Annotated in this window: 16 protein-coding genes; 9 read left to right on the forward strand and 7 right to left on the reverse strand. The window is 70.5% G+C overall.

The features are described from left to right. Positions 1–246: 246 nt before the first annotated feature. The 3 genes from OO62_RS00090 to OO62_RS00100 are packed head-to-tail and all read left to right on the forward strand — an operon-like array spanning position 247 to position 2,244. On the forward strand, positions 247–678 hold the full coding sequence (locus tag OO62_RS00090) for a helix-turn-helix domain-containing protein (protein WP_033265015.1): 432 nt from the start codon (positions 247–249) through the stop codon (positions 676–678). Then, the gene (locus OO62_RS00095; protein WP_033265016.1) at positions 675–1,514 is read left to right on the forward strand and encodes an alpha/beta fold hydrolase; all 840 of its coding nucleotides are present in this window, start codon (positions 675–677) and stop codon (positions 1,512–1,514) included. The genes OO62_RS00090 and OO62_RS00095 overlap by 4 nt, the downstream gene beginning before the upstream one ends. Before the next feature lie 22 nt (positions 1,515–1,536). Then, positions 1,537–2,244, forward strand: coding sequence for a maleylpyruvate isomerase family mycothiol-dependent enzyme (locus OO62_RS00100; protein ID WP_157850121.1), 708 nt, complete (start codon positions 1,537–1,539; stop codon positions 2,242–2,244). A gap of 66 nt (positions 2,245–2,310) precedes the next feature. Here the strand turns inward: OO62_RS00100 and OO62_RS00105 are convergent, their stop codons facing one another. Next, entirely contained in the window at positions 2,311–2,889 is a 579-nt protein-coding gene (locus OO62_RS00105; protein WP_033265018.1) for a dienelactone hydrolase family protein, read from the reverse strand. A 217-nt stretch (positions 2,890–3,106) separates the two neighbouring features. On the opposite strand from OO62_RS00105, the gene OO62_RS39865 reads away from it, so the two are divergent. Together OO62_RS39865 and OO62_RS00110 are read left to right on the forward strand one after the other, a co-directional pair. Then, positions 3,107–3,262 carry a hypothetical protein gene (locus OO62_RS39865; RefSeq protein ID WP_164993247.1) on the forward strand — a complete coding sequence of 52 codons (156 nt, stop codon included), beginning with the start codon at positions 3,107–3,109 and terminating at the stop codon, positions 3,260–3,262. A gap of 126 nt (positions 3,263–3,388) precedes the next feature. After that, positions 3,389–4,081 (forward strand): hypothetical protein, encoded by a 693-nt coding sequence (locus tag OO62_RS00110; RefSeq protein WP_033265019.1) that lies wholly within the window; start codon positions 3,389–3,391, stop codon positions 4,079–4,081. Between the two features lie 156 nt (positions 4,082–4,237). Here the strand turns inward: OO62_RS00110 and OO62_RS00115 are convergent, their stop codons facing one another. Further along, a complete protein-coding gene (locus OO62_RS00115; protein WP_228332376.1) occupies positions 4,238–5,383 on the reverse strand; it encodes an agmatine deiminase family protein in 1,146 nt (381 codons plus the stop codon). Positions 5,384–5,393: 10 nt separating this feature from the next. Continuing rightward, positions 5,394–6,962: an APC family permease gene (locus OO62_RS00120; RefSeq protein ID WP_051732396.1), complete on the reverse strand. Its 1,569-nt coding sequence runs from the start codon at positions 6,960–6,962 to the stop codon at positions 5,394–5,396. A gap of 137 nt (positions 6,963–7,099) precedes the next feature. Between OO62_RS00120 and OO62_RS00125 the strand changes: the two genes are divergently transcribed. Then, entirely contained in the window at positions 7,100–7,744 is a 645-nt protein-coding gene (locus tag OO62_RS00125; protein ID WP_033265020.1) for a TetR/AcrR family transcriptional regulator, read from the forward strand. A 119-nt stretch (positions 7,745–7,863) separates the two neighbouring features. Here the strand turns inward: OO62_RS00125 and OO62_RS00130 are convergent, their stop codons facing one another. The 4 genes from OO62_RS00130 to glgX all read right to left on the reverse strand — a co-directional run bounded on the left by OO62_RS00130 (position 7,864) and on the right by glgX (position 11,840). After that, positions 7,864–8,520, reverse strand: a complete 657-nt coding sequence (locus OO62_RS00130) for a DUF4232 domain-containing protein (RefSeq protein ID WP_033265021.1) — start codon at positions 8,518–8,520, stop codon at positions 7,864–7,866. Positions 8,521–8,749: 229 nt separating this feature from the next. Further along, on the reverse strand, positions 8,750–8,962 hold the full coding sequence (locus tag OO62_RS00135) for a hypothetical protein (RefSeq protein ID WP_033265022.1): 213 nt from the start codon (positions 8,960–8,962) through the stop codon (positions 8,750–8,752). 64 nt (positions 8,963–9,026) lie between these two features. Then, positions 9,027–9,572 carry a GNAT family N-acetyltransferase gene (locus OO62_RS00140; RefSeq protein WP_033265023.1) on the reverse strand — a complete coding sequence of 182 codons (546 nt, stop codon included), beginning with the start codon at positions 9,570–9,572 and terminating at the stop codon, positions 9,027–9,029. Positions 9,573–9,698: 126 nt separating this feature from the next. Further along, positions 9,699–11,840, reverse strand: a complete 2,142-nt coding sequence (glgX, locus tag OO62_RS00145; RefSeq protein WP_051732398.1) for a glycogen debranching protein GlgX — start codon at positions 11,838–11,840, stop codon at positions 9,699–9,701. Positions 11,841–12,063: 223 nt separating this feature from the next. On the opposite strand from glgX, the gene OO62_RS00150 reads away from it, so the two are divergent. From OO62_RS00150 to OO62_RS37500, 3 genes are all read left to right on the forward strand, one after another. After that, a complete protein-coding gene (locus OO62_RS00150) occupies positions 12,064–12,234 on the forward strand; it encodes a hypothetical protein (RefSeq protein WP_033265024.1) in 171 nt (56 codons plus the stop codon). 211 nt (positions 12,235–12,445) lie between these two features. Next, positions 12,446–12,697 carry a DUF5133 domain-containing protein gene (locus tag OO62_RS00155; protein ID WP_033265025.1) on the forward strand — a complete coding sequence of 84 codons (252 nt, stop codon included), beginning with the start codon at positions 12,446–12,448 and terminating at the stop codon, positions 12,695–12,697. Positions 12,698–12,919: 222 nt separating this feature from the next. After that, entirely contained in the window at positions 12,920–13,093 is a 174-nt protein-coding gene (locus tag OO62_RS37500; RefSeq protein ID WP_077191536.1) for a CsbD family protein, read from the forward strand. Positions 13,094–13,143: the final 50 nt, after the last annotated feature.

The following is a 13,143-nucleotide window of genomic DNA, read 5'->3' on the forward strand; positions in this document are numbered from 1 at the left end:
TGCCCGGTGGAGCAAGAGTGAATCGAGGGGAGACTGCCACGAGTTGACGCTTTTTGACAGATGTTCAACATCTAAGAAACAAAAAATTCACGGATTCAATCGCTTCGTAACGTCGATGTCCGAACGGCGTGCGACCGGGCCAGGGGATCGCCCCACGGGCCTCGTTCGCCCCTTCCGCCTCAGTGACCCCCTACTTTCCTCAAAATTCCCTATCGCCCCTCCAACAGGGGAAGTTAGAGTACTTTCATGACCGAGCGCTTCTACTCCGTGGAGCAAGTCGCCGAGCACCTCGGCCTGCACGTCCGCACCGTCCGCAACTACGTCCGCGACGGGCGGCTCCCCGCCGTCCGCATCGGCAAGCAGTACCGGATCGCGCACGAGGATCTGGCGGCCCTCACCGGCCGTCCGGCTCCCTCTCCGGGGGACCGGGCCGGCGGGCGGGCACCGCACACCGAGGTGTCGAGCATCGTGGAGATCGACGGGGTCGACGCCGGAAAGGCCGGCCGCCTGGCCGGCCTCCTGATGAGCGCGGCTACCCACGGCCGTCCCGACGGGGCGCCGTTGCGGATCGAGACGGCCTACGACCCGGAGCGGGCGCGCATGAAGGTCATCGTCCTGGGCAGCCCGGGTGACACCGCCCGGCTGCTGGAGTACATGGAGGGGGTACTCGCGTCATGAGCGCGATCTACAAGTCCGAGGCGGGCGCGCGGGAGTTACGGCGGCGCTACCGCGAGGGGCTGGACGCCTGGCCGGTCCCCGCGGAGCACCTCCGGGTACCCACCCGCGAGGGCGAGACCTTCGTCGTCGTCTCCGGCCCCGAGGACGCGCCGCCCGTGGTGCTGCTGCACGGCGCGGGGGCGAACACGACGATGTGGCAGGACGACATCACCACCTGGGCCCGGCACTTCCGCACCTACGCCCTCGACCTCGTCGGCGAGCCGGGACTGAGCGCACCGTCCCGCCCCCCGCTGGCCTCGGACGCCCCGGCCCGGTGGCTGGACGACGTACTGGACGCCCTCGGGATCGCCCGCGCCGCGTTCGTCGGGACGTCCCTCGGCGGCTGGCTGGCGCTGGACTACGCCACCCGCCGCCCGGCACGGGTGGACCGCCTGGCCCTGTTGTGCCCCGGTGGCGTGGGGCGGCAGAAGATGGGGTGGCTGTTCAGGGCCCTGCTGCTGCGCCCCCTCGGGGCCTGGGGCGTGCGCCGGTCGGCCGGGACCGTCGCGGGTCTGGACCGGCCCGAGCACCGGGCCGTTCTCGACCAACTCGTCCTGACCTTCGCGCAGTTCAAGCCCCGCACGGAGCGGTTGCCGGTGTTCCCCGACGGCGTGTTGCGCCGCCTGGCCATGCCCGTCCAGGTGACCGTCGGTGGCCGCGACGCCCTCTTCGACTCCGCGGACACCGCCCGCCGACTGGCCCGCTGCGTCCCGCACGCGACCGTGCATGTCCTGCCCGAGGCCGGACACGCACTCCTCGGGCAGACCGACGCCGTACTGGCCTTTCTCCGCAACTGACATGAAGGAGGTGTGGGCCGCGATGCCCACGACCGACCTGCTGGGCCCGCTCGCCACGTCCACGGACCGCTTCGTGCGGACCGTCACCGCGCTCACCGACGCGGACATCCGCGGAGCGACGCTGGTGCCGCCGTGGACCCGCGGCCATGTGATCACCCATGTGGCACGCGCCGGCGACAGCCTCTGCCGACTGCTCACCTGGGCCCGCACCGGTGTGGAGACACCGCAGTACACCGGGATGGACGCCCGGGCCGCCGAGATCGAGGCCGGCGCCCGGCGCCCGGTCGACGAGCTGGTGGCCGACGTCCTGGCGAGCGCCGCGCGCTTCGACGACGCCATCGGCGCCCTGCCCGACGCGGCGTGGGACCACGAAGTCCGCCTGCGCACCGGTGAAGCGCGCACACCGGCCGGCCTGATAGCCGCCCGGCTCCGCGAACTCGAAGTGCACCACGCCGACTTGGCGGCCGGCTACACCTTCGCCGATGTGCCGCCGGAGGCCGCCCGCTGGATCATCGACGACCTCATCGAGGCACAGCGCCGGCGCGACAGCACCCCGCCGCTGCGCATCGAGGCCACGGACACCGGCCTGACCCACGAGCTGGGCAGCGGAGGCCCGACCATCCGGGGCACCCAGGCGGACCTCCTCGGCTGGCTCACCGGCCGCACCGGCGGAGCCACCCTGACGACCTCCGAGCCCGGCCCGGTCCCCGACGCCCCGTACTGGATCTGACCGTCACCTTCTCAACGGCAAGGGGCCCGCCGTGCGCGGGACCCCTACGCCGGCTGCCCGCGGCAGCTACCGCACGCCGGCCAGGAACCCGAGCACCCGTTCCGTGAGCAGCGCCGCCGCCTTCTCGTCGTACGACGGCAGGCTGTTGTCGGCGAAGAGGTGCCGGTCGCCGGGGTAGAGGAACAGCTCGGCGTCCGGCGTCGAGGCGACCAGCGCACGGGCCGCGTCGAGGTCACCGTCCTCGACGAAGAACTCGTCCGCGTCCATACCGTGGATCTGGACCGGCACGCCCTGCGGCCAGGCGCCGCCGAACTCCGAGACCGGGACACAGGAGTGCAGCAGCAGCGCACCCTTGGCTCCGGCCCGCGTCTGGGCGAGGGCCTGGGCGGGCAGGACGCCGAGGGAGAAGCCGAGGTGGACGAGGCCGGCGGGCAGATTCTCGGCCGCGGCCCGTCCGCGCGCGGTGATCGCGTCGAAACCGACCTCCTGGGCGTACGCGACACCGTCCTGGAGGTCCTCGAAGACCCGTCCTTCGTACAGGTCAGGGACGTGGACGGGGTGACCGGCGGCCTCAAGCGCGCCGGCGAACGCGCGGACACCGGACGTCAGCCCGTGCGCGTGGTGGAACAGCAGTATTTCAGCCATGGCGATCCCCTCCGTGTGCGGCGCTCCGGCGGCCCCGCAGCGCCGATTATCACCCGGGATCCGCACCGCCCGGCCGTCCGGCCGTCCCTGGCTGCCGGGCGGTGCGGAGGGCACGTGACCGGCCACGGAACGGCCGATGGCCGGAGCCCGGGCCGGGGGCCGACCGACGCGTTACGCTCAAGGTGTAGGTACGCGTTCCGATCTTGCGGAGGCGGCCATGGGCCAGTACGACGAGTACACGACGCCGTCGCAGGCCGAGGGCGAGCGGCTGGAAGAGGACATGGATCCGGCCGAGCAGCGGCACCCCGAGACCATGCGCACCCAGCCGTCCCAGGCGGAGGGCGAGCGCAGCCTGGAGGACGACGAGGGCTGACGGCGGCAACCGCAGAACACCACGACAGGGCCGGGGCTCCCACGGCCGGGACGTCCCCACGGCCTGTACGAGTTCGCGAGCCCCGGCCGGCGGAGCGTTGTCAGTGGTGTCTGCTTGCATGGGCACATGTCTGTTCACGACGCCGCCCGAGCGCTGCCCGCCGTACCGGCCCTGCGAGCCCTGTGCCGGTCGATAGCCATGGCCGAGGCGGTGCTCACCACGGATGCCGACCGACGCCATGGGTTCAACTCCCGCTGGTCGGAGACCGAAGAGCTCGCCTCGATGAGCAACGGCTCCGGTGACGAGTACGCCATCGTTTTTTCGCCCGCCGGCGCGTACATACGGGGCTTCGACCATGAGTCCCCGTTGACCCCGTACCACCACGAGGACGTACCCGCGCCGTGGCCGGGTGTCGTGGACTCCGTCCCGGAGCCCTTCCGGCGCTACGTCGACGAGCCGGCCTTCACGGACGAGGACGGCACGCCCGTGGTGACGGTGTGCCTGTGGCGCGGGGCCGCGGACGAGCACTGGCAGGCCGGGCCGGTGGAGTTCCCCGAAGGACACCCGGATCCGGACGGATCGGGATGGCTGTTCGGGCTGCTGACGGACCCGACCCCGGAGGCTTTTCAGGAGTTCGCGGAGGACTACTACGAGACCGCCGTCGACCTGCGGGCCGTGCGCCAGGTGTACGACCTGCGCCCGCTGGACCGGGAGCTGATAACCGCGCTGAACCCCGCGGCGTCGGTCGAGCAGGTCGTCGAGGCGGCCGTAACGATCGGCTATCCCCTCGCCGTTGACCTGATACCCAGGGCTGCCTGACGCGCCTCACGGCGGCCGCCGCCCCGCCCTTTCCCTCCGCGGCAACGGGGAGACACGGGGGGAAAGGGCGGGGTGCAGGTGCAGGTGCAGGTGCGGATCGGCGGGCCGCTAGGGTCAACCCGCCCCGGGCAGCCCGTCCGGTTCAGCCCGTCCGGTTCAGCCCGTCTTCGGGATCTGCTGGGTGATGCAGTGGACGCCGCCACCGCCCCAGGCCAGCGTGGTGGCGGGGACGCCGACGATCCGCTTGCCGGGGAAGAGGGACTGGATGACGGCGAGCGCCGCGGTGTCGGATGCGGGGACGTTCGCCGTGGGGACCACGACACCGGTGGCCGTGGGGTAGTAGTTGGTGTAGCTGAAGGTGATCACCTCGTCCGTCCCCACGGTGAAGGTGGGCAGTTGATTCATCTCCGTCAGCTGGAAGCTGCGGCCCCGGGCGTCCGTGCTTGCCTGCAGCACCCTCTTGTTCTCGCTCAGCCGCGGGTAGTTGGGGTTGCCGGTGTCGGACGGCAGATTGATCAGCAGGCGGGCCGGGCCCGCGTAGGCGGCGACCAGATCGACGTGCCCGTTGGTGACGGTGTCGCCGTACATCCCGTACGGCAGCCAGATCATCTTGGTCGCCTGGTAGGCGTCGAGCAGCGCGGCCTCGATCTGGGCCTTGGTCATGTTCGGGTTGCGGTTGGGGTTGAGCAGACACTCCTCGGTGCCGATGATCGTCCCCTGCCCGTCCTGGAGGAGCGCACCGCCCTCGAAGACCATGCCGACGGGCAGCCGCGGCACCTTCAGGTAGTCACAGACGCCGGTCGGGAGATTGTCGTCCTTGTCGAACGGGAACTTGTTGCCCCACCCGTTGAACTGGAAGTCGAGGCCGAGCAGTTTCCGCCCGCCGGGATCGACGCCGAAGATCGGGCCGTTGTCACGCGGCCAGCAGTCGTTGATCGGGTACTCGATGACGGTGACCGTCGGGCCGACCTTCTGCCGTACGGTGGCGGCCATGCCGGGGTTGGCGACCATGGTGACCGGTTCGAACTGGGCGATGGCGCGGGCCACCTCCGCGACCTCGTTCTGGACGGCCGGCAGCTTGTCGCCCCAGTTGTCATCGGCGTCCCACGGGAAGGCCATGAGACAGCCCGCGTGCGGCACCCACTCCCCGGGGACGGTGTAGGTGGTGCCGTTGTACGTGGCAGCGGCGGCGCGCCCGGTACCGGTGCCGGTGAGGGCGGCCGTGGCGGCGGCCATCGCGGAGGCGGTCATGAAGCCCCGCCTGCTGAGCCGGAGGGTGCGAGGCTTTCGGGGTGCGGTCACGGTGCTCTCCTCAGGTGGCGTTCTGGGACGTGGACGTCGAGGTGGAGGTGGAGGTGGAGGTGACAGGAGAAGGGGAGTCGGGGGAGTCCAGGTGGTCCACCGGGCCGGCGGCCGGCAGCTTGTCCTGGGGCCGGCGGGCCATCAGATAGACGGTCCCGGCGCCCAGCACCACGGCGACGCCGAGCGGCGCGGCCCAGGTCTGGTACCAGGGCGCTCCCGGCGGTGCGAGCACCGCGCGCGGCCAGGCGACGTTGGTGACCTCGAAGCCGGTCCAGGCCACGGCGAGGACGTTGAGCACCGTGCCCTTGCGGCCCTGCCGGATGTGACCGCCGGGCACCCAGGTGCCCCGCAGCCGCGCGATCAGGGCGGCCGCGGAGACCAGGAAGAACGGCAGGAAGGTGGCCGCGGTGCCGAAGGCGATCAGTGAGCCGATCGCGGTGGCGTTCATGCCGAGCAGCAGCGCCGTGCCGGACACGAGGGTGGAGGCGATCAGGCCGCCGAGGGGCGCCCGGCGCGCGTTGACCTTGCGTACGTGCCGGGAGAAGGGGAACACGTCGTCGCGGGCGAGCGAGTACAGCCCGCGGGCGGCGCCGCCCTGGGAGGCCATGGCACAGGCGAGGAAGCTGATCAGGACGACCACGACGAACGGCTTGTCGGACCAGGAGCCGAACGAGGTCACCACCGCCGTGGTCACCGGGTCGACGTCCTTGCCCGCGACGACGGTGGCGGTATCCGGGTAGGAGATCGCGACGGCCACCGCGTTGAGGATGACCACCGCGCCGACCGACAGCAGCGCCCACCACATGGCCCGCGGCACCTGCCGGCCGGCGTCCCGGGTCTCCTCGGCCGTCGACACACAGGCGTCGAAGCCGATGAAGGCCCACCCCGCCACGGCCAGCACGGTCAGCAACGCCACCGGCAGGGAGCCGCCGGACAGCGACTCGGCGCCGAAGGTGTGGGTGAACAGCGAGAAGGGGTGTTTGCGGAAGAACAGCAGCAGGGACAGTCCGACGAGCACCGAGGCGATCGCCTCGCCCGCGATGCCCGCCGAGACGAACCACTTCAGGATGTTGATGCCGTACGCGTTGACCAGCGCGCAGAACAGGACGATCGCCAGCGAGACGGCGACCATCGCGCCGGGCGAGGGGGTCACGCCGATCAGCGCGAACACCCAGGGGGCGGCCAGGTAGGCGACGGTGGTGTTGCCGAACATCACGGCGAACTGCCACACCCAGCCGCTCAGCCAGCCGAACGACGGCCCGATGAGCCGGCGCCCCCACTGGTACGGGCCGCCGGCCAGTGGCCACTGCGACGTCAGCTCGGAATAGACGTTGACCACCAGGCACTGGCCGGCCAGGACGACGGGCAGGGCCCAGACCCAGACGGGCCCGGCGATCATCGTGCCGATCATGGAGACCGCGTACAGCGCGACCACCGGGGAGACCACGGCGAAGCCCATGGAGATGTTCCCCAGGATGTTCAGGCTGCGGCGGAGCTCCTGTTTGTACCCCAATGACGCAAGTCGGGCGGCGTCGTCGTCACCGCTGCCGGCGGGGGAGGGGGGCGGGGGTATGGGCATGGACGTACCTCGCCTCGACGTTCGAGCTAAAACTAACTTTGTTAGTCGGCGAACGTAGGGCCGTCCTGCCGGTCTGTGAAGCCCCTGCCGGTGAGTAACCTTGAAAAGCCAGGAATTCGAGGGGAAGCGAGAGGCGCATGGGTCGCCCACATCAGACATTGCTGAGCAGGACGGCCATAGCGCGCGCGGCACTTGAGCTGATCGACGACCGCGGCTACGAAGCGCTCACCATGCGGGCGCTGGCCGACCGGCTGGGCGTGCGCGGGGCCTCGCTGTACAACCACATCGGGTCGAAGGATGACATCCTGGACGCGGTCAGCGACCTGCTCGACGCCGAGATCGACACCACACCGCTGCACCACACCCCTTGGCCCGAGGGCATCGCCGCCTACGCCCGTGGCTACCGGCGGGTCTTCCAACGTCACCCCAACGCCATCGCGCTGGTCGCCCGCCGCGGGGTCCGCACCGAAGGCGCGCTCAAGGAGTACGACACCCTGCTCGGCACCCTGATCGGTGCGGGCTGCGACCCCGCGCTGGCCGCCGAGACCGCGGCCGCCCTCGACTTCCTGGTCATCGGGTCGGCGCTGGAGACGTACACGGCGGGCTTCACCAGGCCGCCGGCCGCGTACCGGCCCGCGTACCCCGCGCTGGCCGACTCCCTCGAAGCCGCCGCACGGCTCGACCCGGCCCCGACGGCACTCGACGACCGGGGCTTCGAGTTCGGCCTGCGCATGATCCTGGGGGGCCTGGCGCAGCAGCTCGACGCCGCGCGGAGCGACTGATCCGCGGCGCTCACCGGGCTCCGTTCGCACCCCGCCGATCCCGCACGCACGCCGAAGGGGCGAAGCCGGCCCGGCAGGTCGGCTTCGCCCCTTCGGCGCGGAGGCGGCGGCTGCCGCCGTCAGCCGGAGGCGCCCGGCGTGACGGCCGTGACGCTGAACTCGTCACCGCAGACCCGGAGGCCCGAAGTGCGCGCGGTCATCGCCTCCTTGGAGCCCGGCGGGTACGCCTGGACCAGGTCGGCGCTCTTCCAGCAGCCGGAGCCCTTCAGCCCCTCGTTGATGGTGTGCAGCACGGCGTGCGCGCTGGCACCGGGGGCCAGCCGCACGGCCTGGCCGGCGCCCTGCTCGCGGGTGGCCGGCTTGCCGATCGCCTGCGCGTCCCGGGCCATCAGCGACACCCCCGGGAAGCCGCGCAGGGTGCAGGTCTGCTTGCCGCTGTTGGTGAAGATCAGCGGGTAGCGGATGTTGCCCGCACCCGCGTCGGGCGCGCCCAGCCGCATCCGCATCGACGCCGCGGTACAGCGGTCCGAGGAGTTGTCGGCGGAGGCCGCGCTGCGTGCGGCGGTGGGCTGACCGCCGGTGCCCTGCGAGCTGCCCGCGGTGCCGCTGCCGCCGGACGTGTCGCCGGAACCGGCGCTCCGGGAGGCGGCGGCCGACGGGTTGCCGGCGCCGGTGGTCTTGCCTTCCTGGCAGGCGGTGAGGGCGACGGCGGCAACGGCGGCGAGCACCGCGGCAGCGGCGTGACGTGCGTGGCGCGGGGTGAGATGGGGGGACATGTCGCTCCTGATCTGGTCGAACGTGGTGCGTGAACCTGCGAGACACTCATCCGCCTGCCCCGGGAGGACGGGCGGCGCAACTCCCCTGGCATTCCGTGGGGTACGGCCAGGTGGGGGCGGGGTTGCGGAGCACGACCTACTCTCCACAGAGTCACTGACGGTCGGCTAATGCTGCGCTAACGTGCCGTCGACCTCGGCGGCGGCGCACCGGGCCGCGGTCGTCCGCCCCTCACGTGGGCGCGCCCTCGGACGGCAGCCGCCGTTCGAGATTCCCCGACAGATGGCGGGCCGCGTAGGAGCCTTCGCCGCCGTTCTCGGCCAGCATCCGCAGCAGCACGAGGGCTGCCTGCGCCTCGCGCAGCGTCAGCAGCGGCAGCCGCTTCTCGTCCATGTCGACGACGCCGTCCACCAGCGCCAGCAGGCGGTGATCCGTTTCATTCACGACCTGGATAACGGCGTGCGTCCGGCGCGGACACGCCTGCCCGCGCCGGGCCGTCCCGCTCCGCCTACGCGGAACGCCACTCGGGGGCGAGCACCGACCAGATCTCGGTGTCCTGCCGCACGCCCCGGTACGGGTGGTTCTCGCGCAGCACTCCGTCGCGGCGCATGCCGAGCCGCCTGGCCACGTTGATGCTCGGGGTGTTCTCCGAGGACACCAGCCACTCCACCCGGTGCATCCCGCGTTCCCGGATCGCCCAGTCGATGATGAGGCGGGTCGCGCGGGTGACCAGGCCGCGTCCGGCGGCATCCGGCTCCAGCCAGCAGCCGGCCTCGCAGTTGCCGGTCTCCGCGTCGAAGAGCCGGAAGAGGACGCCGCCGACGAGGAGTCCGTCGAGCCAGATGCCGTAGAGCCGGCCGGCGTCGGCGGCGGCCTTGTCGGCGTACGACTGGAGCCAGCGCCGGGCGGAGTCGAGGTCGGTCGTGGCGTCGGGGAGCCCGATGTGCCGGCCGATGAATGCGCGGCCGCGGTCCATGTGGGCGAGGAACTCCTCGGCCTGCCAGGGCTCCAGTGGCCGCAGTTCGGCCCCGTCACCCAGGGAAATCGCGAACATCCTCATCCTCCACAGTGCCCGTGCGTGATCACTGGATCCTCGCACGGGCCCCCGCGCGGCGCGGTGGCCGGTTCCGTACCGCGCGCCCCGCCCGCCGGCCCACCGTTCCGGGCTCCGCGGCGGAGGTCAGTCCTGGCCGGACTGGCGCAGCACCAGCAGTGCCCTGGCCTCCACCTCCACCGTGGCGCCGGCCTTCACCAGCGACCGGTACTCCACGTAGGGGATGGCGGTGTCCACGACCACGCTCCACCACGCGCCGAGGCCCTTCGGCACGGTGAAGTCGAGCGGTTCGTAGTGAGCGTTGAACAGCAGCAGGAACGAGTCGTCCTGGATGCGCCGGCCGCGCGGATCCGGCTCGGAGATGGCCTGCCCGTTGAGGAAGACGGTGAGTGACTTGGCGAACCCGGCGTCCCAGTCGTCGTCGGTCATCTCCCGGCCCGCGGGCGTGAACCAGCCGATGTCCGACAGCCCGTCCCGGCTGCCGCGCACCGCGACGCCCTGGAAGAAGCGCCGCCGCCGGAACACCGGATGGTTCCGGCGCAGCGCGATCAGTTCCCTGGTGAACTCCAGGATCTCGCTGCCCTCGGCGACCGCCGGCCAGTCCACCCAGGAGACGTCGTTGTCCTGGCAGTACGCGTTGTTGTTGCCGCCTTGCGTCCGGCCGAGCTCATCGCCGTGCGAGAGCATCGGAACGCCCTGGGACAGCAGCAGCGTGGCCAGGAAGTTGCGCTGCTGGCGGGCGCGCAGCGCCAGCACGTTCCGGTCGTCGGCCGGCCCCTCCGCCCCGCAGTTCCAGGACCGGTTGTGGTGCTCACCGTCGCGGTTGCCCTCGCCGTTCGCCTCGTTGTGCTTGTCGTTGTACGACACCAGGTCGCGCAGCGTGAAGCCGTCGTGGGCGGTGACGAAGTTGACCGAGGCGTGCGGGCGGCGGCCGTCGCTCTGGTACAGGTCCGAGGAGCCGGTCAGCCGGGAGGCGAATTCCCCCAGCGTGCCGCCCTCGCCGCGCCAGAAGTCGCGGACGCAGTCGCGGTACTTGCCGTTCCACTCCGTCCACAGCGGCGGGAAGTTCCCCACTTGGTACCCGCCGTCGCCGACGTCCCAGGGCTCGGCTATCAGTTTCACCTGCGAGATGACGGGGTCCTGCTGCACCAGGTCGAAGAACGACGACAGCCGGTCGACGCCGTGGAACTGGCGGGCCAGGGTCGCGGCGAGGTCGAAGCGGAAGCCGTCCACATGCATGTCGGTCACCCAGTACCGCAGCGAATCCATGATCAGTTGCAGGGTGTGCGGGTGGTTCATGCGCAGGCTGTTGCCGGTGCCGGTGGTGTCCCAGTAGTACCGGGGATCCGCGTCGGACAGCCGGTAGTAGGCGGCATTGTCCAGGCCCCGGAATGCCAGCGTGGGACCCAGGTGGTTCCCCTCGGCGGTGTGGTTGTAGACCACGTCGAGGATGACCTCGATGCCCGCCTCGTGGAGGCTCTTGACGAGGTACCGGAATTCCTGCACCTGCTCGCCGCGCTGCCCCGAGGAGCAGTAGGCGTTGTGCGGGGCGAAGAAGCCGATGGTGTTGTAACCCCAGTAGTTGGACAGTCCCCGCTGCGCGAGGGTGTGGTCGTGCAGGAACTGGTGCACGGGCATCAACTCGACGGCGGTGACGCCCAGTGCGGTGAGGTAGTCCAGCATCACCGGATGGGCCAGGGCCGCGTAGGTGCCGCGGAGGTCCTCGGGGATCGCCGGGTGGCTCCGGGTCAGCCCTTTGACGTGGGCCTCGTAGATCACCGTGTCGTGATAGGGAATGTGCGGAGGGTGGTCGTTTCCCCAGTCGAAGTAGGGATTGGTCACCACCGACTTCATGGTGTATGGCGCGGAGTCCGCGTCGTTCCGGCGGTGGGGAGCACCGAAGCGGTACGGGAACAGGGCCTCGTTCCACTCGATCCGGCCCTCGATAGCCTTGGCGTAGGGGTCGAGCAGCAGCTTGTGGGAGTTGCAGCGGTGCCCCCGGGACGGCTGGAACGGCCCGTGCACCCGGAACCCGTACCGCTGTCCGGGCCCGATGTCCGGAAGATAGACGTGATGGACGAACGCGTCGACCTCCTTCAGCTCGACGCGTTCCTCCTGCTCCCGCTCGTCGAACAGGCACAACTCGACCTTCTGGGCCACCTCGGAGAACACCGCGAAGTTCGTGCCGCTTCCGTCGTAGGTGGCCCCGAGGGGGGAGGCGCTGCCGGGCCACCGGCCCGATTCCGTGGTGTCCTGCCATATCTGCATGTTCGCAAGCCTCCCGACCGGACGGCACAGCACGGCATCACGCGGCATCCACACCACACCCATGCCCCTCCACGGCTCGCCGATGCCGGTGGGGCGCGCCGGGTTGCGCGGGCGGGCGGGAGCGGGGGGTGACGGATGCCCCGCACGCCACATAAGAAACACATAAATTGAAAGGTGTGGTGGTGGGGAGTGCGGGCACACGGTTGTCCGGAGGTTGATAACTATGGTTCCCCTTCTTCTCGTTCTGCTTCTCGCCCTGCTTCTTTTCGGCGCCGGATTCGCGCTCAAGGCCCTGTGGATCGTGGCCGTGGTCGTGCTTGCGGTGTGGTTGCTGGGCTTTGTTGTGCGCTCGGCCGGGCCCGGCGGAAAGCGAGGTCGTTGGTATCGCTGGTGACGGGCGACGTCCGGCGTAAAAGGGGTGGGGCCCCGGCACCGAGAGTGCCGGGGCCTCATCCGTGTGCGTCCGCCCGGCATTTGCCCCGGCCCTGTCGTCCGCTTGCTTTCCGGCCAAACGAAGACCGAAAACGGTGGGGCGTCACGGCGGTGAAGAACGTTTCCAGGGGTACACGGCAGCCGATGTCGAGCTCCGCGAGAGAGGAAATGCTGTGCTGAAGCCCCATCCGGCGATACTGCGGGATCTTGTGAAGCAGTATGAGGAACTTCGTGCCCAGAACCCGGAGCGGAACTCGTCGGAGACCCGGCGCCGGGCGGAGGACCTCTCCTACACGCTCTGCGTCTCCACCGGAACCCGGACCGTCGAAGCCGCCCTGGCCTTCGCCGCCGAACAACTCCAAGCGGATCTCGCGGAGCTGGCCTACGCACCGGGCGCCCCGGCGCCGTTGCAGCTCGCCACCTGAAGAGCCCCGGCCATGATTCTTTCCTCCGTTTCGGAAAGACAGGAATCATCGGCCGCGCAACGGACACAAGAAGAGATACGACGGTCCGGGGGTGCGGCCACGAATTCCCTCCCTCCGCTGCGCCCCTGGAACGTCATCCCCCGGAAATTCCTCGCCGTTCGGCGGGAGTTATCAGGGGCATACGACATACGAACCGCTGAGAAACCGATGAAGGGAGCCCCGATGAGTGCCGAGGAAAAGGCCAAGGCGAAGACGGAGCAGGTCACCGGAAAGGCGGAGAAGGCGGCAGGCCGCGCCGTGGGGAATGAGCGCATGGCAGCCGAGGGCTCGGCCAAGGAATCCAAGGGCGATCTGCGGAGTGCGAAGGAAAAGGCCAAGGACGCCCTTGACGACTGAGCACCGATAACTGAACCCCACACACTGTCACGCCTGTCGGGTGCGGGTCC

The sequence above is a fragment of the Streptomyces lydicus genome (assembly GCF_000717345.1).
In the GTDB taxonomy this organism is placed as follows: Bacteria; Actinomycetota; Actinomycetes; order Streptomycetales; family Streptomycetaceae; genus Streptomyces; species Streptomyces lydicus.